This window comes from Pseudenhygromyxa sp. WMMC2535, from assembly GCF_011083025.2.
This window is the reverse complement of sequence record NZ_JABJWV010000001.1, coordinates 6,854,722-6,876,980: the sequence shown is the minus strand read 5'-3', so window position 1 is coordinate 6,876,980 and position 22,259 is coordinate 6,854,722. Positions and strand designations below refer to the sequence as shown.

Here is a 22,259-nt window from a genome sequence, read left to right as displayed (position 1 = left end):
CCCCGCGACCACAACGATCTCTCTACCGAGCCGCCGAGCCTCTCGATGCCGCGCAAAACACGACATCCCTGCGCTCGAGCCTTCTCCCCGCCCCCCTGCCCAGACATCCTGGTCGCATCACCACCGACGCCAACGCGCCGGAGACGGGAGTGAAGCAGCGTGGACAAAGTCATCGTCATCACGGGAGCGAGCAGCGGCATTGGAGCGGGCATCGCCCACGAGCTCGGGCGCGCGGGCGCCAAGCTCTGCCTCGGCGCCCGCCGTCTAGATCGCCTCCAGGAAGTCGCAGCAGCTGCCACGGCCGAGGGCGGCGCGGCCATCGTTCAGCAGACCGACGTGACCGATCGCAGCTCGGTCACGGCCCTCGTCGAAGCCGCCAGGACCCAGTGGGGCCGCGTCGACGTGATGATCAACAATGCCGGGATCATGCCCCTGTCGCCCATGGCCGCGCTGCAAGTCGAGCAGTGGGAGCAGACCGTGGACGTCAACATCAAGGGCGTCCTCCATGGCATCGCCGCGGCCTTGCGGGTCATGCAGCCCCGAGAGCACGGCCACATCATCAACATCGGCTCGATCGGAGCGTACTCGGTCGTCCCCACGGCGGCGGTCTACTGCGCGAGCAAGTACGCCGTGCGGGCGATCTCCGAGGGTCTGCGCCAGGAGTCGCCGTGGTTGCGGGTGACCTGCATCCACCCGGGCGTGGTCGAGAGCGAGATCGCCTCGGCCACCACCGACGAGGCAGCGGTGGCCATGCTCGACGCCTACCGAGCCATCGCGCTGAAGCCCGACGCCATCGGCCGGGCGGTCCGCTACGCGATCGAGCAGCCCGAGGACGTCGACGTCAACGAGCTGGTCATCCGCCCGACTCGAGCGCAGTGATCCTGCCGGCTGTGGTCGAAGCGCGATGCTCGACCACAGCGATCGAGCGAATCCCTATCAGATCAGCGAGCTTGGCGTCCGCCCGACTCGGGCGTCGAGTCGGAGCGAGCACAGCGATCTGAATCGGTCGGAACCAACCCCGATCGCGCCGGCTCAACAGTGGCGAAAGCTGCGCGCGAGCCCTCGACCAGCTCCCCGAGGGCTCGCCCTTCGCCGCGCCTGACTGGGCCAAAGTCACACGGGCGCGCGCGATCTCGACCCGAGCTCGCCAGCCGAGCACGCCCACGCATCGCGCCGTCCGTGGGGGCAGCTTGCCGATTCCCAGCGCAGCGCGGCTGCCTGCCCTCGCTGGGCGCGCCCGCGCCTGGGCCCGCGCCTCGTGAAGCTCCCCGAGATCCCTCGAAGTCGGCCGCTTGCAACGATGCACACGTGTGCAAAGGTCTCCGCAGGCACCTTGAGCGTCTCCATCAAAGACATCGCCCGCGAGGCGGGGCTCTCGCACAGCACGGTCTCCCGGGCCCTGCGCGACAGCCCGCTGATCAGCGAAGAGACCCGTGAGCGGGTCCAGCGCCTCGCCCGCGAGCTCGGCTATCAGCCCAACGCGCTCGCCCGCGGTCTCCGCAATCAGCGGACCCACACCATTGGGCTGATCCTCAGCTCAATCGCGGATCCCTACTTTGGCCAGCTCGTTCGCGGCTTCGAACTCGAGGCGGAGCGCCACGATCTCACGGTCGTCATCTACTCCTCCCACGGCGACCCTGCCCGGGAGCTGCGCGCGATCGACCTCTTCCTCAGTCGCCAGGTAGACGCCCTCGCAATCTCGACCTCGCGCGTCACCCCCGAGGTCAAGGCGCGGCTGCTCGAGGCCAAGCCGCCCACGCTGCTGATCAACGCAGAGACCGAGGGGCCCTTTGGCCTGCCCGAGATCAGCGTGGCCAACGCGGCCGGCAGCCAGGCGGCGACGGAGCACTTGCTTCGCCTCGGACACAGGCGCATCGCCTACCTGGGCATCCGCGGCCTACGAGCTCGCACGGATAGCGAGCGCGAGCGTGGCTACCGACGCGCCCTCGAAGACGCGGGCATCGAGATCGACCCGCGCTGGATCGCGCGACGCCCCGAGCTGCCGAGCGACGCCTTGGTGTCTCCCGAGCCGCAGCCCGTCGACGTCGAGGACGGCCGCGCCCTGACGCCGCACCTGCTCGCCGCCGGCGTGACCGCCATCGTCGGCTACAACGACATGATCGCCCTCGGCGCCATCTTGGCCGCCCGCGACGCCGGCCTCGATGTCCCCGGCGATCTCAGCGTCGTCGGCTTCGACGACATCGAGCTCGCGCAATACCTCAGCCCGCCGCTGACCACCCTTCGCCAGGACGCCTGCGCCATCGGCCAGCGGGCGGTGGCGATGCTCCACGATCTCCGCGGCCAAAAGCCCGTCGACGACGTCATGCTGCCCACGCAGCTGGTCGTCCGGGGCTCGTCCGCACCTCCTCCCAAACGAAAGTAGACGATATGACTGAAAAGACTCCCCTGCGGCCGCGCTCGGGGCCGACGCGTCGGGCATTGCTCGGCGCGGGCGCCTCCGCCCTCGCCTCCCTCCCCCTCGTCGCCTGCAACAAGGCGACAGCGGCAGCCACCGCGACGCCCGAGGCCGCCGCCCCCACCACAACCCCGGCGGCGACGAGCGCGAGCCCGCGGCCGCTGGCGATCGGCAAGGCTGGCAAGCAGCCGCTGGCCTTCCCCGCCAGGAAGTTCGGCGTCGGCGGCACCCAGCTCGGCAGTGTGTTCTTCGAGACCTCCGACGAGCAGGCCTACACCATGCTCCAGAGCGCGTGGGACGCTGGCGTGCGCTACTTCGACACCTCGCCCTGGTACGGCCTCGGGCTCAGCGAGCGCCGCCTCGGCCAGTTCCTCGACGACAAGGATCCCGACGAGTACCTGCTCTCGACCAAGGTCGGGCGCGTGCTCTACCCCGACGAGAGCGCCGGCCAGATCGGCATCTGGGCGAACAAGAATCACTTCGGCTACCGCTACGACTACAGCGCCGAGGGCGTGCGCCGCTCCCTCGAGGACAGCCTCCAGCGCCTCGGCGTGCCCAAGATCGACATCGTGCTGATCCACGACCTCGCCCCGAGCAACACGGACTTCGAGGACTGGGAGGCGCAGCTTCAGATCGCCATCGAGGGCGCCATGCCTGAGCTCTCGCGCCTGCGCGACGACGGCTACATCCGCGGCTGGGGCATGGGCGTCAACGACATCGAGCCGGCGCTCGCGGCCCTCGAGGCCGCCGACCCCGACGTGATCCTCCAGGCCACGCGCTACTCGCTGATCGAGCACGAGGACGCGCTGACCAAGCTCTTCCCGGTGTGTCGAGAAAAGCAGGTCGGGGTGATCGTCGGCGCGCCGCTCAACGCCGGCTTCCTCGCGGGCGCCGAGCGCTGGCACTACGGCGAGGCCCTGCCCCCCGAGCACCTCAAAAAGCGCGAGCAGCTGCGCAGCGTCGCCGCCGAGCACGGCGTGGATCTGCGCACCGCCGCCTTGCAGTTCACCACCGCCCCCGACGTCGTCGTCGCGACCATCCCCGGAGCCCGCGACGCCGAGCAGGCCCGGGCCGACCGCGGCTCCATGGAAGCGCGGATCCCCCCGGCATTTTGGGACCAGCTGCGAGTCGAGGGCCTCATCCACCCAGAGGCCGCGATCCCCACGCTCTGACGCCACCTTTTCTCCACCTTTTCCTCCCCCACGAAATCAGAGGACAACACCATGAAAACCCACCAAATTGGCTCTCTTGAGGCCTCGGCCGTCGGCCTTGGCTGCAACAACTTCGGCTGGCACATCGATCAGGCCCAGACCCAAAAGGTCGTCGACGCGGCGATCGCGGCCGGCATCACCATGTTCGACACCGCCGACGTCTACGGCGAAGGACGAAGCGAGGTCATGCTCGCCAAGGCCCTGGGCTCGCGCCGCGAGAAGATCCTGATCGCGACCAAGGTCGGCATGGGCAAGGAAAAGGGCGGCGGCGCCCCCGACTACGTGCGCCAGGAGTGCGAGGCCAGCCTCCAGCGCCTCGGCACCGACTACATCGACCTCTACTACCTGCACCAGCCCGACTCGGCCACGCCGATCGCCGACACCCTGGGCGCGCTCTCCCGCCTGGTCGAGGCCGGCAAGGTCCGCGAGGTCGCGTGCTCGAACTTCTCGGCCGCGCAGCTCCACGAGGCCGCCAAGGTCGGCACCAGCAAGCACTTCGCGGCCGTGCAAAACGAGTTCAGCCTGCTCGAGCGCGCGCCCGAGCGCGACGGCGTGCTCGCGGCCGCCAACGAGCTCGGCGTGGCCCTGGTGCCCTACTTCCCGCTCAAGAGCGGGCTGCTCACCGGCAAGTACCGCAAGGGCAGCACCCCCGAGGGCTCGCGGCTCAACGCCGGCAAGGACAGCAAGTTCGCGGGCATGGGCGACGCGCTGCTGACCGATCAGAACCTCGACACCGTCGAGGCGCTGATCGCCTTTTGCGAGCAGCGCGGGCACACCATCCTCGAGCTCGCCTTCTCCTGGCTGCTCGCCCACGAGGGCGTCGCCTCGGTGATCGCTGGCGCGACCAAGCCCGAGCAGATCCGCGGCAACGTGGCGGCTGCAGGCTGGGCGCTGAGCGACGAAGAGCTCGCCGCCGTCGACGAGATCCTCGCAGGCTGATGCGGACTCGGAAACAGCACCTGGCCAGCCCGCCGACGCGCCCGCCGAGCTGGCCGCCGCCCCGCTCCTGGCCGCCGAGGGCCTACTCGGCAGGACACAGCCGCTCGACGAGCTGGTGCTCGTAGAGCGACTCGGGGAAGAGCCCCGGCGTGTCGCTGCCCTCGATGTAGCCCTCGGGCTGGTCGAAGGGCGCTGGCGGCTTCTCGCCAGCAAAGGACCCCGCGCCACCGATGGCGTAGTTTTGCGCCGTCGGTGGCTTTTGAATGATCCCCAGGCCCGCGCCCAGGTCGTAGTTCCAGGCCACGGAGTGCGCCGCCGACCAGCCGTGGCTGGTCCCGTAGTTGCCGCGGCTGTAGAGGCCCAGCAGGATCTTCCCGTCCTCGGCGGGCTCTTGCTCGACGATGTTGTCGTAGAGCAGGCCCATGCTCCACCGCCGGTGGCCCTCGCTCGACGCGTTGGCACCGATGGAGGTCGAGCGCAAGAACACGATCCCCGACGTCCAGCTGGTCCCGTTGGACACGTAGTGGTGACGTCCCCCGCGGGCGACGCAGTCGCGCACCAGCACCTGCTGGGCGCCGCTGGCGTTGAAGTTGTACATGCGCCCGCCGGTGACCTGAGCGACGGGATCGAGGGCGAGCACGTCGGCCACGGTGATCCGCGCCCCGGTCTCGATCTGCACGCCGCCCAGACCAAAGTGGAGGACCGCGACCTCCTCGACCCAGGCATCCTCGACCCCGCGCAGGACCAGGGCGTTCCAGGCGTGGTCCTCGTCCTCGCCACCGGCGGTCTCGACGTCGATGCGCAGGGACTCGACCCCGACCTCGGTGACCAGCTCGCTGCGATCCGCGACGTAGACGTAGGACTGGGACAAGCCGCGATCCAGCGCGTTGAAGACCGGGGCGTCGAAGCGCAGCGTGGCGCCGTCGATGGCCATGATCTCGCGGACGAAGACCAGCGGGTGCGAGTCCTCGGCCCAGGGGTCCTCGTCCTCGGTCCCGCCGTAGTCGATGGCCGCCAGCCAGGCGTCGGTGCAGGGGTGGACCAAGACGACGTGATCGCCCACGGCGAAGTGCTCGGGCTCGGCGACCTCGAGCTCGAAGTCGCCGACCGCGACGAGCTCGGTGGTCACATCGCTGCGCGTGCCCTCGATCTCGGGCGTCCAGCGATCGTGGTTGCCGCTGCCGACCACGAGCACGTCGCGCTGGTGCGGGGTGTCGCCCACGGCCCGCAAGATCGTGTCCTCGTCCGGATCCTCGCCGCGCCCCGAGCCGCGCAGGACCACGCCGCTGGCGTCGAGGTTCACGGTCCCGGAGATTGTGTACTCGCCGGGAGCCAGCAAGATGGCGCCGCGGTGGCCGTCGCCGTCGAGGGGCATGGCGGCGACGGTGTCGATGGCCGCCTGGATCGCCTCCGTGTCGTCTGCGCCGCTGGGCCCGAGCTCGAGAACCACGGGGAGCGTGGGCAGCTCGAGCTCGCCGCGGTGGTAGCCGGCCGCGCTGAAGTCGGGGACGCGGTTGCCCTCGGCGTCGCTCTCGTAGACGAGGTAGCCGTCGGCGTCGGGGTAGACGATCGCCGAGCTCCAGCTGTCCGCGGGCGCCGCGGACGGCCCGGTGCAAGGCTGCGGCTCGTCGGTGTCGCTGCCTTCGCTCTCGCCGGCGTCAGTCCCGGTCCCGGTCCCGCCGTCATCACTGGAGCTATCTTCGCTGTCTTCGCCCTCGGACTCGGTGTCGGGGCCGGCCGAGTCGCTCCCGCTCGTCCCAGCGTCCTCGCTCGAGCCGTCTTCACCGCTCTCCTCCCCCACGGCGTCGGCCTCGTCGCCGCCTTCGGCTCCGCCGTAGCAGCCCAGGGGGAGCAACGCAGCCAGGGCGGGGATTGCGAGCCGGCGAAGGCGAAGATCATCGACCATGGCGAAGAGGCTCACAGCCCGCCTCACCCTGGTCAACCATTCCGTCGGCGCCTGCACACTGCGTGGGCCAGCCCTGCCAGTGTGCGCTGAGGATCGGCGCGCCGAAGCGCCCCGCTCAGGGCGCGGTCGCCTCGAAGCTGGCCAGGACCCGCGCCACGCCGGCGCCGGTGACCTCGCCGCCGCTGACCTCGATCTCCGCGGCGTCGCCCCAGACCAGCCAGCCGCGGGCGCTGAGCGTGGCGTCCTGGAACCACCACAAGGTCAGCAAGAGCGAGCCCGAGCCGTCCGCGGGCGCCCAGTCGAGGCTGCCCTCGAAGGTGTGCTCGTCGAGCGCCACCGTGGCCACGACCTCGTTGCCGAGCACCCCCACGGGCGCCTCGAGCTCGACCTCGAGGGTCTCCTGGAGCGCCCCGTCGTCGCTGGTCAGCGTGACCGTTGCCAGCATCTCGACCCGCGACTGACAAAAGAGCCGGCCGTCGCCGACGTTCTCGCTTTCGACGGCGGTCACCGAGCTCTCGTCGAGGGTCGTGGTCAGGCTGAACCCGACCTCCCCCGCGCTCGGCTCGATGCTCCCCGTGGCGCCGGCGCCCTCGTAGTACAGCACCCCGACGCGCTCGCCCGAGACGTGGCCCACGCTCTCCTGCGGCGTCTTCCCCCAGGACGCTGCCTCGTCGAAGGCGACGGCCGTGCGCGTCTCCACGCAGCGGTCTTCTTCGCTGTTGCAGGCCCCGATGCTGACGCTGACGCTGGCGAGGAGCGTCATGGCGAGGGCGAGGGCGGCGTGCTCGTTTGGCTTGCTCATGGCGTTCCTTGGGGCGAGAGGGCCACGACGAGCTGGCGGCTCGGCACCACCCCTTGCGGGCCATCGTAACCGAGGACCTGGCTGACGATGAGCCTCGGCTCGACCGTGACGGCGCCCTCGGACGCGTCACGAAGATAGGCCCAGCGCACCGAGTCGATGAACACCCAGTCCGGCTCGGACTCGGCCGCATCGTTCACGGCGTCGAGCCAGCGCTCGGATAGGTCCGGCCCGTCCACGAACACGCTCGCGTGCTCGGCCACGGTGGTCTCGACGTCGAAGAGCTGGATCACCTCGGGCCGCCCGTCGCGACCGATGAGCGCGCTGACCCCCGCGTCGAGGATGGGGATCCCCCCGCGGCTCGCGTGCGCGCCAAAGCGCCAGCCCTGGGTGTGCTCGAAGCTGATCTCGCCGGCGACACCGACGGCCCCGGCGATCGTCCGCAGCGCCCCGACCTCGGGCTCCTGGCTGTCGAGGGTCGCGCTCAGGCCCCGGCTCTCGAGCTCGCCGAGGAGCGCGGCGAAGCGCTCGGCGGCCTGCTGCCGCGCTTGCGAGTCCGGCAGCGCGTCCTGCTCGGGCGCGCTGGCGATGGCGCGCTCGACCACGGCGAGGAGCGCGTCGTCCTCGGCCGCATAAAACAAGGCCGCGGCCTCGCCCTCTTCGCTCGTGAGCCCCAAGCCATGAAACTCGCCGCGCGCCACGGCCTGCTCGGCCCAGGTCAGCAGCTGCGTGGCGTCCACGCTCAGGCCGAGGAGCGCCGCCACGGCGCCGGCTCGCTCGGCCAGGGCCTGGGGCGTGCGCGCGGGCGCGGCGATCGACAGGCGCGCGAAGGTGTTCGGCAGCGTGCCGGCCTGCTCGCCGACCTTGGCCGAGGCGGCCTTGGGCGACAGCCAGACCGGGGCCTGGTCGTCGCAGCCACACGGCCCGCAGCCATAGTCGAGGTAGCTCAGGGCGAAGCCCTCGGAGCTCTCCGGCGGGGCCGACAAGCCGACCAGGCCGTGCAGGCGCGCGGAGGCGTGGTAAGCCAGCGCGTCGTCCGGCGTGAGGCCCAAGGTGAAGATCGAAGGCGAGTTGTGGCCCACGCCGACGCGGTTGGCCATGACCGTCAGCCAGGCCGCGCGGTCGCTGAGGCTCTGGCTCGCGCGCAAGAAGTCCCGCGCTTGGTTGCGCGTGATGATCGGCGAGTTGTGGTAGGCGAGGATCTGGCGCACGCGGCTGGTCTGGCCCAACCCCGCCCAGACCGTGTCGGCGCGGCCGGTGCAGCTGGTCAGCGACATCAGCACCGTGGCCTGGTCGCCCGCCATGCTGCCCATGCGCATGGAGGTGTTCAGCGAGAGCGAGCAGGTGCCCGAGGGCGAGGGCGTGCCCCACTGCCAGCTGCCCGCGTTGCCGTGGCCCGCGTAGACGGCCAGGGTCGCGGCGTCGGAGAGCAGCTCGTCGAGGCCGAAGTCGATCAGCAGCTCGCTGTCGGCGAAGTCCTCGGGCCAGGAGTCTTCGTCGACCCAGCGCTCGCCCGACCAGCCGGCCTCGTCGAGCTCGGCGGCCAGGGTCTTGGTGACGACGTTGAGCTTGGCGTTGTTGCAGCCCTCCCCGCCGTCGAAGTGCAGGGTCTCGCCCATGAAGTAGCGCTGGGGCGACTGCGCGGCCTCCAGGGGCGGGACCTCCTCGCCCTGGCCCTCGTCTGCCCCGGCCTCGTCCGCGCTGCCCTCGCCGGCGCCGCTGTCGACGACCACGATCTCGTCGTCCATGCTCGGGCAGGCGCTCGAACACATTGCGACGAATATGGGAATTGGCGCAGTGCGGCGCACGCGGGAACCCTAGAAAAGGCGCACCTCGAGAACAAGCTGTAGGATCCTACAGCGCACGCGCCCCCCCGGTATCTGGGCGGAGGTGGGCATTCACGGGCCGGCTGGCCGGCGACGACAATCATGCAACCAATAACGAATATCAATACTTACACTTAAAAAGTATGAGTAATGAAAACACCAAGCCCCGCGGCTCCCTCTCGGCGTCGAGACCCACGCCCACCGCGGACACCCTCGACCTCCGCCCGAGGGTGCCGCCTCGCCACCCGCCTGGCCCCCGCCTCCCCCAAGCGCGCGGCGCAGCCGGCCATGATGCCACGGCGCACCATCTTCCGGCCAGGTGCCCACTCCCCGAGCAGGGAGCAGCGGAGCCCGCGCAAGGCAGAATCCGCCCCCGCGACCAGGACTCCGGTGACGACCCCGAGCCCGCGCGCCTATACTGCCCGCCGTGTCGGGAGCGGACGGGCGCAGGCCAGACGTCGAGCGGGACGAGGAGGACCTCGAGCTCGGGTTCGAAGAGATGCCCCGCTTGCCCGTGCCTCGCCGGGGGACTGGCAGCGAGCGCGCCCAGCTGCGCGCGGCCCTGGCCCTCGAGGAGGCCGGCGAGCTCCAGGAGGCCGCGCGCATGTTCGAGTACGTCGGCGAGCACGCCCAGGCGGCCAGCTTGCGCCTCGAGCACGCCGACACCCTCCGCGACCGTCGCCAGCGTCTGGCCGTGCTCCGCGAGGGCTGCGTCCGCAACCCCGCGAACAGCGAGCAAGGTCGCGCCCTCCACCGAGCCCTGGGTGAGGCCCTGCTCGAGGCCGCCGCCGACCTCGAGCCCGGGGCGAGGCGGCGCGCGCTGCTGCTCGAGGCCGCCGAGGCCCTCCACCAGGGCGAGCGCGGCGAGCTCGGCGGGCGGATCTTCGAGGAGCTCGGCATGCGCCAGCGCGCCCTCGAGGCCTACACGGAGGCCGGCGACATCGACGGCCTCGAGCGCGTCCACGCCAGCCTCGAGGTCCAGGCTCGGGTCCAGCGCAGCCAGCGCGCCGTGGAGCTCGAGATCGAGGCGGCGATGCGCACGGGCCAGCGCCAGCTCGCCTACACGCTGCTGCTCGAGCACACCCGAGATCCCCACGCGGCCCGACCCGGCCAGGCGCCCTCGGGGCTCGACGAGGGCACCTCTGGTGTCGGCGAGGTGAGCTCGACGGCCCTCGTCGCCGCGCGCCACGACATCGAGCGCAGGCTGCTCCGCGGCCGCGCCCTCGGCCTGCTCGCCCGCGAGCTCGAGCCCAGCGAGCGCCACGGCGCACCCACGGCGCTGCGGATCTTCGGGCGCGAGCGCCTGCGCCTGGGGCGGGGACCCGAGTGCGAGCTGCCGGCCCGCGGCGCAGCGCTCTCGCGCACCCACGCGGAGCTCCTCCCCCAGCGCCCGCAGCCCGACGAAGACAGCGTCCTCGTCCTGCGCGACCTGGCCTCGCGCGCCGGCACCTTCATCGATGGTCAGGCCCTCGCGCCCGGCGAGCCGTGGCCGCTCCATCCCTACGGCGACGAGCCGCTCTTCGCCGAGCTCGGCCTGGGCATCGCCGCGAGCTTCGAGCTGTGGACCCTCCCCGACCCCGCGCACCCCAGCGCCCTGGTTCGAGACGCGCGCTTCTCGGGTGAGCCCAGCGAGGGCCTCGAGCGGGCGTGGACGCTCTTCGCCCCCCACGGCGGCCCGCTGTGGCTGCACCCCGAGCGCCGCCTGCCGCTGAGCCTGCGCTTCGCCGAGGACCACGTCGTGCTCACCGCCTCTCCCGAGATCCAGATCACCCTCGATCACACCCCCGTGGGCGCCGGCGTCAGCGTCGAGCTGCTCGTTGGCGATCGCCTGCGCGTCGAGGGTCGGGGGATGGGAGCTGGGGTCGAGCTCGAGATCCTCGAGGTCTGGTCGTGAGCGAGGAGCTCGCCCTCCCCGGGGTCCTGCCCGCCGCCGACGCAGACACCAGCGCGGGCGCGAGCACCCCCCTGCGAGACGCCCTCGCGGCGATCCTCCGTGAATTCGGCGAGGGCGCGGCCACCCCCGACGAGCTCCCCGAGCTGGCGGCCTTCGACCACGCCCTGGCCGACGGCGCCCCGCTGCCGGAGGTCGACCGACGCATGCGCGCGCTGAGCCACGCCGGTTACCTGCGCGGAGCGGTGGTCGCCCTCGCTGGGCACCTCGCTGGGCGGCCCCGCCTGGACCTCGCCCTGCGCCTCGCCAGCGAGCTCCTCGACGCCCTCGCGCCCGAGCTCGGCGTCGCCATCGCCCGGGCCATCCTCGTCCAGCCCAGCGCGAGCGAGCCCGATCCCCTCGCCCTCGCGGACCAGGCCCAGCGTCAGGCCCTCGAGATCTCGACCAACCTCATGCTCGCCGAGCACTTCGCCGAGAGCGGAGCGATCCACGACGCCCTGCGCCACTTCGAGGCCGTGCTCGCGGTCGACGTCGACCACCCCCGGGCGCTGCGCGGCTGGTCCGACAGCGTCCGCGAGCTCGAGCGCCGCGGGCTGTCCACCGAGCACCGCAGCCGCGGCCTCTCGCTGCTCGACGGCCTCGAGGAGCTCGAGCTCGCCGGCGGCGTGGGCCTCGAGCGCTACGAGCTCGGCCGCCCCCTCGGCCGTGGCCGCCACGCCGTGGTCTACGAGGCCTACGATCGCCGGGTCGGGCGCTCCGTGGCCCTCAAGCGCCTGCTCGGCGACGAGGCCCGCAACGACGGCGTGCCCGCCCGCCTGGTCGAGGCCCGCTTCTTCGCCGAGGCCGAGACCCTGGCCAAGGTCCGCAGCCCCCACGTGGTCGCGCTCCTCGACGTCCAGCCGCGCCACCGCTTCGTCGCCCTCGAGCTGTGCCGCGGCGGCAACCTGCGCCTGGCCATGCGCCGCCGCCTGCTGACCCGGGCCAACCTCGAGTCCGTGGCCACGCAGCTGCGCCTGGCCCTGCGGGCGGTGCACGCCGCCGGGGCCGTGCACCGCGACGTCAAGCCAGCCAACATCCTGGTCCGCGAGGCGTGGACCGGCTCGCCCGTCGCCCTCGCCGACTTCGGCCTGGCCATCGACACCTCCCGCGATCGCCAGGGCCCCCGGGCCGGCACCTTGCGCTACCTCGCCCCCGAGATCAAAGCCGGCGCCGACGCCCAGCCGCCCACGGACCTCTACGCCGCCGGCGTCGTCCTGCTCGAGCTGGCGATCGCCCCCAAGCCCCTGCCCCGGGCCTTCGACCGCCTCGACGCCGGCTTCGATCCCCGCGCGCTCTTCGACGACCTGCTCCCCCCCGAGCTCGATCCCAGCTGGCGCGAGCGCATCGCGGCCTTGCTCGACCCCGATCCAAAGCGCCGCCAATGGTGACCTCTCGCCCCGCCCTGCCCCTGATGACGCTGCTCGCCCTGCTCGCGCCCAGCGGCTGCGAAGAGGTCCCGCGGACCTACAGCACCAGCAGCGAGGGCGCCAAGGTCCTGTTCACCGACGACTTCGATCGCGGCGTGCTCGGGCCGGACTGGAACACCACGGGCGCGGGCGTGACCATCGAGCGCGGGGCCCTGCACCTCGCCGGGCTCCACAACCACCCAGTCTGGCTGCGCCGCGAGCTGCCCGCGGACGTCCGCGTCGAGTTCGACGCCTGGGCCGAGACCGACGAGGGCGACATCAAGATCGAGCTCGCCGGCGACGGACACAGCTTCGCCAAGACCGCCAGCTACACCGCCACTGGCTACGTGGTGATCTTTGGCGGGTGGAGCAACAGCCTCGACGTGATCGCCCGCCGCGACGAGCACGGGGCCGATCGCGTGGCGGTGGACAGCGCCAAGGTCGAGGCCGATCGCCGCTATCACTTCAGCGTCACCCGCCGCGGCGGCGAGCTGCGCTGGGAGATCGACGGGCGCCTCGTCGCCGAATTCGACGACGACGATCCCCTCCTCGGAGACGGCCACGAGCACTTCGCCTTCAACAATTGGGAGGCACCCACGCGCTTCGACAACCTCGTGATCTACGCGCTCGAGTAGCCACGCGCTCGGCGCTCGGTGACGGCTCGAGCGCCGAGGCCAGGCCGAGCGGTAGAGCAGGTCGAGCAGGTCGAATCCGCGCGTTCCCTCCGCTCGGATCGCGCGGCTTTTGTGGTGCGTCGGATATCCCTTTTGTCTATCGTGGCGACGTGCCCTCGCCCGCCGCCACCTCTCGCCACGCCGCCCTCGCCCTCGTCCTCGCCAGCTTGGCCGTGCCCAGCATCGCCCGCGCCGGCAGCCCCGAGGACTCCCAGTGGGCCACGGAGATCGAGGGACCCAAGGACGGCCTGGCCATCTCCAACGGCGAGCTGGTCGACGAGTGCGCCTGGCCCACGACCGTCGCGGTGACCGCTGGCGGCGGCTTGCTGTGCTCGGGGACGCTGATCCACCCCGAGCTCGTGGTCTTCGCCGCCCACTGCCTCCAGGGCGAGAAGACCATCCGCTTCGCCGAGTACGCCTACAGCGGCGGCCAAGAGGTCCCGGTGTCCTTTTGCATGGTCTACCCCGACTACTCCGCGGCCACGGATCAGCCGATCGACTGGGCCTTTTGTCGACTCGCGGAGCCGGTCACCGACATCCCGATCACTCCGCCCCTGCACGGCCCCTGCGAGACCACGGCGCTCTACCTCGGGGCCGAGGTAGTGGCTGTCGGCTTTGGCTACACCCTGACCGACGATCCGGGCCCCAAGACCTGGGGCTTCTCGGAGATCCTCGGCGTCAACATCGACCAAAACGTGGCGGCTCTCGGCGGAGCCGGCAACGCCTCGATCTGCCCGGGAGACTCGGGCGGGCCGATGTTCGTGCAGCTCCCCGACGGCACCTGGCGGACCGCCGGCATCGCGTCCACGGTCTCCGGCTCCTGCGGAGGCGCGGGCACCTACTCGCTGCTCAACGGCGCCATCCCCTGGCTCGAGGAGAACAGCGGCCTCGACCTCACCCCCTGCACCAACGCCAACGGGGACTGGGAACCCACGCCCAACTGCACCGGCTTCAACGCGGCCCCGGCCAACGAAGGCAGCGGGACGTGGGCGAACTGGTGCTCGGGGACCCCCGCCGGCGGCGACGACTCGCTGTGCGGCGTCGCGTGGACCGACTTCGACGACAACCTGCCCCCCAGCGTGGCGATCACCTCCCCGGCCTGGGGCGACATCTTCCCCGAGGGCAGCAGCATCGACATCCTCGTCGACGCCATCAAGGACCCCGACGGCCCCGCTATCAAGGAGGTCCGCCTGGAGATCGACGACGCCGAGATCAGCACCGACGGCGTCGACCCCTGGGGCTTCGAGGGCGAGACCTTCCCCACCGCCGGCGTCTACACCCTGGTCGCCGTGGCCGAGGACTGGGGGGGCAACGTCGTCGAGTCCGCGCCCGTGGCCATCGGCATCGGCGACGTCACGGTCCCCGAAGAGCCCGAGGACACCGGGGACGAGAGCAGCGAGAGCGACAGCGGATCCGGCTCCGAGGGCAGCGAGAGCGACAGCGCTGGCAGCACCGAAGGCGATGGTGGCAGTGGCAGTGACAGTGGCAGCGGCAGTGACAGCGGCAGCGGGGATGAGGTCGGCGGCGAGAGCGACGGCACGGGTGACGACCCTGGCCTCGACGAAGACGCGGGCTGCGGCTGCTCGAGCGAGCGAGGGCCTGGCGATCTCGGCTGGGCGGCGCTGCTCGGCCTGGGGCTCGTGGTCTTGCGTCGGCGTCGCGACTGAGCCGCCAACGACCGACATCCACGAGGGCTCGCGCCGGATCGCCAGCGGTCTGGGCTTGGACATGCTCGGTCGGGAAGGCTCAGGGGCCCCAAACTGAAGCCAGATCGCCGGCACCAAGCTAGCGACCAATTTGGTGAACATTTTGGCAATGCTCATGATTTCACCCCTATGCTGCATTGCATTGCAATGTTCATCTGACGCTAACTCTGGGGGGTCCCCGAATGCATCGGAGAGCAGCCCCGCACGCTGAAGCCGAGCGATGTTCTCCTCGGTCCAGCCGGGCGTCACCTCCTCGCCATCGCTCCCCCACGCGCGAGCCTCCTCGACCAGGACCTGGCAAAATTCCTCTTCGGACAGCAACGCCTGGCCCAGCTCTCCATCCTCGATGAGCCGGGCCTTTGCAGCCAGCCGCACACTAGCGCGCCATCCCGAGAGCGCTGCGGGCTCGGCGGGTTCGGCGTCAAAGACAGCACAAAATCATCTTGGATTCATTGACGGACAGTTGAGCTCCGACCAACATCGCATCGATGACGAAGATCGTAGCTCTACTCGTCAGCGCGCTTCCCCTGGCCGCCTTGGGCTGCTCGACGAGCAGCTTTTGCGAGGCACGTCCCGATCTGTGTGACGACCAGGGCAGCGACGAGGCCACGGAGGCCAACACCGGCGATACCGACGGACAGACGTCGGCAGAGACCGAGGGGCAGGACAGCGTCGACTCGAGCACAGAAGGCAGCGAGAGCGAGGCCGGTCCGACCGCCGATGATGACGCCGAGAGCGAAGATGGCTCGACCACCGACGGCGGCTCGACCACCGATGATGACTCCGAGAGCGAGGACAGCTCGACCACCAGCGAACCATCGCCAGAGTGTGGAAACGGCGACGCCGAGGACGCCGAGGACGGCGAGGCCTGCGACGGCAGCGACCTCAACGGCCTGAGCTGTAGCACCCTCGGCTACGGGTCGGGGACGCTGGCGTGCAACGCTGACTGCACCCTCGACACGGGCAGCTGCTACACCTGCGGCAACCAGCAACTCGAAGCCTCGGAGGTCTGTGACGGCAGCAACCTCGACGGCGAGACCTGCCAGACCCAGGGCTACGACGGCGGTACATTGGCCTGCGCGGCCAATTGCCTGGCCTTCAGCACCAGCAGCTGCACCGAGTGTGGCGACGGCGTCGCCGAGGGCACCGAGGAGTGCGATGGCCTCGACTTCGACGGCCAGACCTGCCTGAGCCTGGGCTACGAGGGCGGCGGGCTCAGCTGCACCACGAGCTGCACCTTCACGACGAGCGCCTGCTACGAGTGTGGCGACGGCGACAAGGATCCGGGCGAGGTCTGTGACGGCAATGACTTCGACGGGCTGACCTGCGAAGACTACGGCTACCTGGGCGGAGGCTCGCTATCCTGCAATTCGAGCTGTTCGGCGATCAGCGAGCTGAACTGCGAGTGCCCCTGTCCGTGAGGGCGCCCCACCACCTCGAGGGCCGCGCCTGATCTTCGCGCTTGACCCTCGAAGAAAATCGGCTACATCGACCTTCGCAGGGCCTCCAGCGCCCTGCTCGTGGACATGTGCTTCTCGACCACATCGCCGGCTCGCCGGCTGCCACGCTCCGCCGCGACGCGGGCCTTCATGCGCGAAGGCCCTGACATCGTCGCTGGCCGAGCGTAGCGGCTGGTCGCCCTGTGGTTCCCCGACACCCTGAGCTCTGCCCAGGGGGCGCTCGAGGCTCGCGACCCGTACGCGCGCAGATCGAGCCCCGGACGTCGACGCCTCCGTCGACGCCCGGGATCCCCCTCTTTGGTTCTCCAAGCAGGCTCCTTTGGTGTCACCGTGTCCAATTCCAAGCTCTACGTCTCCATCACCATCGACTGGGAGGGCGAGCACTTTCGTGATCTCGCCGACCTCCAGACGACCCGCGCCACGATCCAGGCGAGCCTCGGCGCGCCCGCCCCCTTCACGCACTACATCTGCCCGACCTACTGGCTCAGTCCCAGGTCCAGGCTCGATCCTGCGCAGGCGATCCGCTCGCTCGTCAGCAAGGGCGACGAGCTCGCCCTGCACGTGCACTGCTGGCGCTCGCTCGTCGAGCTCGCCGGCGTGCGCTTCTTGTCCGAGCCAGACTGGAACGGCGACGGGACCGGCCACGGCGTGCCCCTCGGCGCCTACCAAGACGACGCGCGGGCGATCATCGCGTGCGCACGCGCGCTGCTCCAGCGCAAGCTCGGCGCTACCGTGTGGGGCTTTCGCTGCGGCGGAGCGATGACCAGCGACGGCGTGTACGCGGCCCTGATCGCGCTCGGCTTTCGCTACGACTCCTCGGCGGCGCCTCCAGTCATGGTCTCGCGCGGCTTTCGTCCCGGCCATCGCGGGAACCTCCGCGACACCATGGGCTGCCGAAACGAGCTCGCTAGCTATCAGGTCGATCTATGGGGCGACAGGCCGATGACGGCGCCCGAGCGGGCCAATTCGCTCAGCCTGCGCAGCACGGGCGGCCAGGCGATCACCCCCATGACCCAGCCGTATGCGGTCCACAGCGGGGCTCGCAGCATCCTCGAGATGCCCCTCAACGGCGGCATCTCCGACTACGCGAGCGCCGGATTCATGACCAAGACCTTCGACGCGCTGCTCGAGCGGGTCCACGAGGGTGCAGGGCCGATGTTCCTCAACATCGGCTGTCACCAAGAGGGCGCGGGGCGCTGGAAGAAGCCGCTGATGGACTCTTGCCACGGCCGACGGCGAGCGCTGACCAGCGAGGCCGTCGTGCTCACCACCGTCGCCAAGGCGGCTCGCGTCGCCGACCGGCTCACTCGACGCTGCGGCGCTCACCTACCCGGGGCCGCGGCCCATGCCTGAACCCACGAACACGAGAGAGGACGAGGAAGACCATGAGGATCACGAAATCAACGGCCAGCGCGTCGCAGCGCAAGGGCAAGAAGAGTAAGCGCTGGCGAGCGCACAAGCGCATGCTCGCCGAAGCGGAGGCCGCCTCTCGCAAGCGGGCTCGAGACGCCAAGGCGCGCGGGCAGCAGCTCGCGGGCGAGGACGCCGCGACCCGCTTCGAGGAGCGCCGAGCGCTCTTTCGTGCGCGCCACGGGAAGCTCGGCGGGCTGGCCCACGCCCTCGCCTCGCTGACGCACAACTGCCTGGCCCACCCGCTGCTCGGCCTCCTGCCCTGCCGGCTCACGGTCTGGCTCCACGATCGCAGCGCGGACTGGCTCAACCTCAGCGCCGTCGTGACCTGCTCCGGGCTGCCCGAAATCCCCGATCGTCGCGCCTGGCTCGTACACAACTGCCTCGCCCACCCGCTCATGGGCCTCGCGCCCCTGCGCCGGGCCCTCGACGCCCACGAGCGCAGCGCCGAGCGCATGCGCGTGGAAGGCTGGGTGTGAGGCCGGCTTGGGCCCCACCGAACGCTCGCGCTCCCCCGTCGATATCGCGGGGGAGCGCGAGCGCCTAGGAGCCCGTGGTGGAACCCAGCGCGGCTCCTCGCGCCGGGGTTTTCGTCGAGGGCGCGAAGCCAAAACGCCGCTGTACCGGGCGTACCGCAAGTTTTGGCGACAACGCCATCGGCGGAAGGACCAAACGAGGTGTCGTGTTGGGTTTCACCACGGGCTCCTAGTGTGCGGTGCACGTTAGGCGAGCGCCTCGAGCTCGGCCCAGCGCTCGGCGAGGGCGTCGGCGTCGGCCCGAGCCTGCTCGAGCTCGGCGAAGACCGCCTGCTGTTCGGCGACGGGCTGCTCGTAAAACCCCGCCTCCGCGACCTTGGCGTCCAGCGCCGCCACGACCTGCTCGGCCTCGTCGACGCGCTCGAGCAGGCCCTCGAGCTCGAGGCGCTCGCCGTAGGTCAGCTTGCGCGGGCGGGGGTCCTCGCCGCCCTGGCCCGCGTCCGCGCCTTGGCTCCCCGCCGCCTGCGCCTTGCCGATCTTGCTCGCCTTGCTGGCCGACTGCGCCGCCGCCTCCTCGCGGGCGCTCTGCTGGCGACGCTCGAGGTAGTCGGACCAGCCGCCCTCGTGGCGCACGATGGTCGAGGGGCCACGGCCGCCGGACTCCTCGCCCTCCGAGCTCTGCTCGTCGCCAGCCCCGCCCTCGAACACCAGCAGCGCCGTGGCCACGCGATCGAGGAACCAGCGGTCGTGGGTGACCAGGAGCACCGCCCCGGGGTACTCGAGCAGCGAGCCCTCGAGCGCCGTCAGGGTCATGACGTCGAGGTCGTTGGTCGGCTCGTCGAGGATCACCAGGTTCGCGCCCTCGCGCAGGGTCTTGGCCAGGGCCACCCGGGCGCGCTCGCCCCCCGAGAGCGTCCCGACCAGGCGGCGCTGGTCGTGGCTCGAGAACAAGAAGCGCTCGAGGTAGCTGCGCAGGTCGAGGCTCTGATCCCCGAGTTCGACCACGCTGCTCCCCCCGCCGACGTTGTCGAAGATGCTGGCCTGATCGTCGAGGCCGGCCCGGGTCTGGCGCAAGAACGCGACCTTGGTCCGCTTGCCCACGCGCAGCTCGCCGCCCGCCAGCTCGAGCTCGCCCGAGAGCACCCGCATCAGCGTGGTCTTGCCGCAGCCGTTGGGCCCGACGATGCCAAAGCGATCGCCCTTGCTCAGGCGCAGGGTCAGCCCGGAGATCAGCGCCCGCTCCCCGATCGAGACGTCGAGATCGTCGGCCTCGAGGATCGTCTTGCCCTCGCGCACGTGGCCCATCTCGATGGTCGCCGCGCGCTCGCGCTTGGGGCCCAGGGTGTCGCGGGCGGCCTCGGCCCGCTCGGTCCGCGCCTTTTGCTTGGTCCCCCGGGCCTTGGGCTGGCGGCGCAGCCACTCGAGCTCGCGGCGCAGGAAGTTGCGGCGGTTGGCCTCGACGCGATCGGCGTGAGCCTCCCGCTCGGCCTTGGCCTCGAGGTAGCGGCTCCACCCGCCCTCGTAGCTGTAGACCTCGCCCTCGTCGACCTCGAGGGTGCGCGTGGCCACGCGGTCGAGCAAGAAGCGATCGTGGGTGACCAGCAGCAGCGCGCCCGTGAAGCGCTCGACCAACCAACGCTCGAGCCACTCCACGGTCTCGAGATCGAGGTGGTTGGTGGGCTCGTCGAGGATCGCCAGCTCGGGGTTGGCGATCAGCAGCCGGGCCAGGGCCACGCGCCGCCGCTCGCCGCCGCTCATGGTGTCGACCGCCGCGTCCGGATCGACCACGCCCAGGTGGCCGAGCATCGCCAGGGCCTCGTGGCGCTGCTCCCAGCCGCCCAGCCGCTCGATCCGCGCCGCGAGCTCGGCCTGCTCGTCGAGCAGCCGCGCCTGCGCCTTGCCCTGCGCGCCCTCGCCCAGGCGGCGCGAGACCTCGGCGTGGCGATCGATCGCCGCCTGCCAGTCCTTCAACCCCGCGAGCACGGCGTCGACGGCCCGCATGCCCGGCTCGAACTCGGGCTCCTGAGCGAGGTAGCCCACGCGCAGCCCGGTGCGCCGGATCACCTCGCCCTCGTCCGGGGGCTCGGCGCCAGCGAGGATCCGCGCCAAGGTCGACTTCCCGCCGCCGTTCTTGCCGACCATGCCCACGCGCTCGCCCTCGGCGATGGACATGTTCGCGCCGCGGAGCACCTCGCGGATGCCGTAGGTCCGGCGGATCCCTCGTGCGCTGAGGATCGTCATGCGGCGTAGCCTTCCAGATCATCGAGCCAAGCGCCAAAGTGCGGACAGCGCTGGCGGATCCGCGCGAGGGTGATCTTTCCCGCAACCATGGGTCCGTGCAGGACCTTGCGGTAGCCAGGAAAGATCCGGGTGATGCGCTTGGAGGGGGCTGTCTGCGGGCCGTCGTCGATGTCCTCCGGGGTCTCGAAGCTCGCCCCGAGCTCGGCGAAGGTTCGCGCGTCGCCCTCGCTGGCCCCGACGATCGCCGGCAGCGAGTGGCCATCGGCGAACAGCCAGGCCTCGTACTCGTGCAGGGCCAAGAAGGCCGCGAAGCGAGGATCGCCGATATGGTCGTCGAGCGCCGCCTCGACATGTTCCACGCGCTCGCCCGCGCTCGCCCGCTGGGGCAGCGTACTGAGGCCAGGGGTCCCCTTGGGCAGGCCGTAGTAGTCGATGATGGTGCTCACCCGCGCGTCCCCGGCCCCCTTCAAGACGCGCCGGATGTCGTTCTCGAGCTTGGCGAAGGTCGTGACGCCGCCCTTGAAGTTGGGCCCGCGCTTGACCTTTTTCGTGACGAGCAAGGTCGGCGTGAGATAGAGCCCCCGCGACAAAAAGTGCGGCGCGAGCACATCCTTGACGAAGCGCTCTTCGGTCTGGCCCTCGACCAACAAGATCGCACGCTTGATCACGGCCGCGCCCCGAGCAGGTTCTTCTCCCACAGCTCGCCGAGGGAGTAGTCGTCGAGCCAGGCCGACATGTCCTCGCTCGCCAGGCAGCGAAAGCGGCTCGCTCCCTTCTCGTCGCGCTCGACCGCCCAGACCTGTTTTGGCTCGAACTGATCGATGAGCGTGACGGACTGCGTGGCCGCCACGACCTGCGTCCGCGTGGCTGCGGCGCTCAGCATCTCGGCGAGCATGGTGATCGCCGCCGGGTGCAAGCCGAGCTCGGGCTCGTCGAGGATCACCAGCCCCGGCAGCTCGGGCTGGAGCAGCAAGGTCGCCAGGCAAATGAAGCGCAGCGTCCCGTCCGAGAGCGCGGAGGCCTTGAAGAAGTTGTCTCGACCGCGCTCTTTCCACTCGAGCTGGATCCGCGACTCGTCGAGGCGCGAGGGCGCGAGGGCGAAGCGATCGAAGAAGGGCGCGATCTGGCGGACGCTGCCCTCGATCAGCGCGAAGTGTTCGGGGTGTTTTTGCTGGAGGAAGTACAGGTAGGCCGCGAGGTTCTCGGCCTGGGCTCGCAAGTAACGGTTGTCATCCACATCACCGAGCTGCTTCATGGGCGCCGAGCTGCTCGTGTCGTGAAAGTGGTAGACGCGGTAGTTCTCGAGGTCGGCGAGGATGTGGCGAACGATCTCGTCATCGCGGTGCCCCTTGAGCACGGACTCCGGCGCCCCGATCCCGTCAAAGCCTCCGAAGGTGCCTCCCCCACTCTCCTTCTCGACATACTCGTGCGAGAGGATCAGCTTGTTGTACTCCGTGGGGATCAGGGCCACCTCGTAGGCCGTCGTCAGCCAGCCCCCTCCAAATTCGAGTTCGAAGTGCAGCTCTGGCGTCTGCTTGCGCCCAAAGTGCAAGAGCGCATCTGGACCGCCCTTGATCGCCGTGTAGCGCTGGAGGTTCTGCGTGACGATCTCCCGCAGGAAACGAAAGACCTCGATCAAGTTGGACTTCCCCGCGCCGTTGGCACCGATGAACAAGTTCAGGGGACCGAGCGCCAGGCTCTGGTCACGGATCGACTTGAACCCGCGGATCGTCAGCTTTTCGAGGGTGCGCACGTGAGGGACAGAGAATAGCAGGGACCAAGACATGCGTTCGGTCACGACCGCTCGGCCGCTTCCGAGCACCGAGCCCAGCCCCTCGTCAAGCCCCCTCCCCCACGTC

General features: G+C 70.6%; 18 protein-coding genes. 11 read left to right on the top strand and 7 right to left on the bottom strand.

Features of this window, described 5'->3' with window-relative positions:
- Positions 1 to 159 precede the first annotated feature (159 nt).
- From G6O69_RS26700 to G6O69_RS26685, 4 genes are all read left to right on the top strand, one after another.
- Positions 160 to 879, top strand: coding sequence for an SDR family oxidoreductase (locus G6O69_RS26700; protein ID WP_172306330.1), 720 nt, complete (start codon positions 160 to 162; stop codon positions 877 to 879).
- Positions 880 to 1,300: 421 nt separating this feature from the next.
- Positions 1,301 to 2,383, top strand: a complete 1,083-nt coding sequence (locus G6O69_RS26695) for a LacI family DNA-binding transcriptional regulator (RefSeq protein WP_176397102.1) — start codon at positions 1,301 to 1,303, stop codon at positions 2,381 to 2,383.
- Positions 2,384 to 2,388: 5 nt separating this feature from the next.
- The gene (locus G6O69_RS26690) at positions 2,389 to 3,588 is read left to right on the top strand and encodes an aldo/keto reductase (RefSeq protein WP_172306328.1); all 1,200 of its coding nucleotides are present in this window, start codon (positions 2,389 to 2,391) and stop codon (positions 3,586 to 3,588) included.
- Between the two features lie 51 nt (positions 3,589 to 3,639).
- A complete protein-coding gene (locus tag G6O69_RS26685; protein ID WP_172306327.1) occupies positions 3,640 to 4,566 on the top strand; it encodes an aldo/keto reductase in 927 nt (308 codons plus the stop codon).
- Positions 4,567 to 4,648: 82 nt separating this feature from the next.
- On the opposite strand, the gene G6O69_RS26680 is transcribed toward G6O69_RS26685, so the two are convergent.
- The 3 genes from G6O69_RS26680 to G6O69_RS26670 form a co-directional block, all read right to left on the bottom strand.
- On the bottom strand, positions 4,649 to 6,487 hold the full coding sequence (locus tag G6O69_RS26680; RefSeq protein ID WP_172306326.1) for a peptidoglycan-binding protein: 1,839 nt from the start codon (positions 6,485 to 6,487) through the stop codon (positions 4,649 to 4,651).
- 100 nt (positions 6,488 to 6,587) lie between these two features.
- The gene (locus G6O69_RS26675; protein ID WP_172306325.1) at positions 6,588 to 7,274 is read right to left on the bottom strand and encodes a hypothetical protein; all 687 of its coding nucleotides are present in this window, start codon (positions 7,272 to 7,274) and stop codon (positions 6,588 to 6,590) included.
- Positions 7,271 to 9,019 (bottom strand): hypothetical protein, encoded by a 1,749-nt coding sequence (locus tag G6O69_RS26670; protein ID WP_172306324.1) that lies wholly within the window; start codon positions 9,017 to 9,019, stop codon positions 7,271 to 7,273. The genes G6O69_RS26675 and G6O69_RS26670 overlap by 4 nt, the downstream gene beginning before the upstream one ends.
- 505 nt (positions 9,020 to 9,524) lie before the next feature.
- Here G6O69_RS26670 and G6O69_RS42370 point away from each other — a divergent pair.
- The 5 genes from G6O69_RS42370 (at position 9,525) to G6O69_RS26645 (ending at position 16,234) form a co-directional block, all read left to right on the top strand.
- Entirely contained in the window at positions 9,525 to 10,991 is a 1,467-nt protein-coding gene (locus tag G6O69_RS42370; RefSeq protein ID WP_172306323.1) for an FHA domain-containing protein, read from the top strand.
- The gene (locus tag G6O69_RS26660; protein WP_172306322.1) at positions 10,988 to 12,415 is read left to right on the top strand and encodes a serine/threonine-protein kinase; all 1,428 of its coding nucleotides are present in this window, start codon (positions 10,988 to 10,990) and stop codon (positions 12,413 to 12,415) included. The genes G6O69_RS42370 and G6O69_RS26660 overlap by 4 nt, the downstream gene beginning before the upstream one ends.
- Positions 12,409 to 13,068 (top strand): hypothetical protein, encoded by a 660-nt coding sequence (locus G6O69_RS26655; RefSeq protein ID WP_172306321.1) that lies wholly within the window; start codon positions 12,409 to 12,411, stop codon positions 13,066 to 13,068. Before G6O69_RS26660 ends, G6O69_RS26655 begins: the two co-directional genes overlap by 7 nt.
- A gap of 149 nt (positions 13,069 to 13,217) precedes the next feature.
- On the top strand, positions 13,218 to 14,774 hold the full coding sequence (locus G6O69_RS26650; protein WP_172306320.1) for a trypsin-like serine protease: 1,557 nt from the start codon (positions 13,218 to 13,220) through the stop codon (positions 14,772 to 14,774).
- 527 nt (positions 14,775 to 15,301) lie between these two features.
- Positions 15,302 to 16,234 (top strand): hypothetical protein, encoded by a 933-nt coding sequence (locus G6O69_RS26645; RefSeq protein ID WP_172306319.1) that lies wholly within the window; start codon positions 15,302 to 15,304, stop codon positions 16,232 to 16,234.
- A 62-nt stretch (positions 16,235 to 16,296) separates the two neighbouring features.
- Here G6O69_RS26645 and G6O69_RS40615 read toward each other — a convergent pair whose 3' ends face one another.
- Entirely contained in the window at positions 16,297 to 16,422 is a 126-nt protein-coding gene (locus tag G6O69_RS40615) for a hypothetical protein (protein ID WP_255215886.1), read from the bottom strand.
- A 181-nt stretch (positions 16,423 to 16,603) separates the two neighbouring features.
- On the opposite strand from G6O69_RS40615, the gene G6O69_RS26640 reads away from it, so the two are divergent.
- Complete coding sequence (locus G6O69_RS26640; protein WP_172306318.1) at positions 16,604 to 17,626, top strand: hypothetical protein; 1,023 nt, start codon at positions 16,604 to 16,606, stop codon at positions 17,624 to 17,626.
- A gap of 32 nt (positions 17,627 to 17,658) precedes the next feature.
- A complete protein-coding gene (locus tag G6O69_RS26635; RefSeq protein ID WP_172306317.1) occupies positions 17,659 to 18,162 on the top strand; it encodes a hypothetical protein in 504 nt (167 codons plus the stop codon).
- Between the two features lie 243 nt (positions 18,163 to 18,405).
- Here the strand turns inward: G6O69_RS26635 and G6O69_RS26630 are convergent, their stop codons facing one another.
- Genes G6O69_RS26630 through G6O69_RS26620 form a run of 3 tightly spaced genes read right to left on the bottom strand, consistent with a single transcriptional unit; the run spans position 18,406 to position 22,153 of the window.
- Positions 18,406 to 20,400, bottom strand: coding sequence for an ABC-F family ATP-binding cassette domain-containing protein (locus G6O69_RS26630; RefSeq protein ID WP_172306316.1), 1,995 nt, complete (start codon positions 20,398 to 20,400; stop codon positions 18,406 to 18,408).
- Positions 20,397 to 21,068 carry a DUF4276 family protein gene (locus G6O69_RS26625; protein ID WP_172306315.1) on the bottom strand — a complete coding sequence of 224 codons (672 nt, stop codon included), beginning with the start codon at positions 21,066 to 21,068 and terminating at the stop codon, positions 20,397 to 20,399. Before G6O69_RS26625 ends, G6O69_RS26630 begins: the two co-directional genes overlap by 4 nt.
- Positions 21,065 to 22,153: an AAA family ATPase gene (locus G6O69_RS26620; protein ID WP_217909916.1), complete on the bottom strand. Its 1,089-nt coding sequence runs from the start codon at positions 22,151 to 22,153 to the stop codon at positions 21,065 to 21,067. Before G6O69_RS26620 ends, G6O69_RS26625 begins: the two co-directional genes overlap by 4 nt.
- Positions 22,154 to 22,259: the final 106 nt, after the last annotated feature.

What these genes read in the sequence shown, in the direction of transcription:
- G6O69_RS26695 (WP_176397102.1), top strand. Translation starts at nt 1,301, where the DNA reads ATGCACACGTGTGCAAAGGTCTCCGCAGGCACCTTGAGCGTCTCCATC.
- G6O69_RS26685 (WP_172306327.1), top strand. Translation starts at nt 3,640, where the DNA reads ATGAAAACCCACCAAATTGGCTCTCTTGAGGCCTCGGCCGTCGGCCTT.
- G6O69_RS26635 (WP_172306317.1), top strand. Translation starts at nt 17,659, where the DNA reads ATGAGGATCACGAAATCAACGGCCAGCGCGTCGCAGCGCAAGGGCAAG.
- G6O69_RS26675 (WP_172306325.1), bottom strand. Translation starts at nt 7,274, where the DNA reads ATGAGCAAGCCAAACGAGCACGCCGCCCTCGCCCTCGCCATGACGCTC.
- G6O69_RS26670 (WP_172306324.1), bottom strand. Translation starts at nt 9,019, where the DNA reads ATGGACGACGAGATCGTGGTCGTCGACAGCGGCGCCGGCGAGGGCAGC.
- G6O69_RS26645 (WP_172306319.1), top strand. Translation starts at nt 15,302, where the DNA reads ATGACGAAGATCGTAGCTCTACTCGTCAGCGCGCTTCCCCTGGCCGCC.
- G6O69_RS26630 (WP_172306316.1), bottom strand. Translation starts at nt 20,400, where the DNA reads ATGACGATCCTCAGCGCACGAGGGATCCGCCGGACCTACGGCATCCGC.
- G6O69_RS26655 (WP_172306321.1), top strand. Translation starts at nt 12,409, where the DNA reads ATGGTGACCTCTCGCCCCGCCCTGCCCCTGATGACGCTGCTCGCCCTG.
- G6O69_RS26690 (WP_172306328.1), top strand. Translation starts at nt 2,389, where the DNA reads ATGACTGAAAAGACTCCCCTGCGGCCGCGCTCGGGGCCGACGCGTCGG.
- G6O69_RS40615 (WP_255215886.1), bottom strand. Translation starts at nt 16,422, where the DNA reads ATGTCAGGGCCTTCGCGCATGAAGGCCCGCGTCGCGGCGGAGCGTGGC.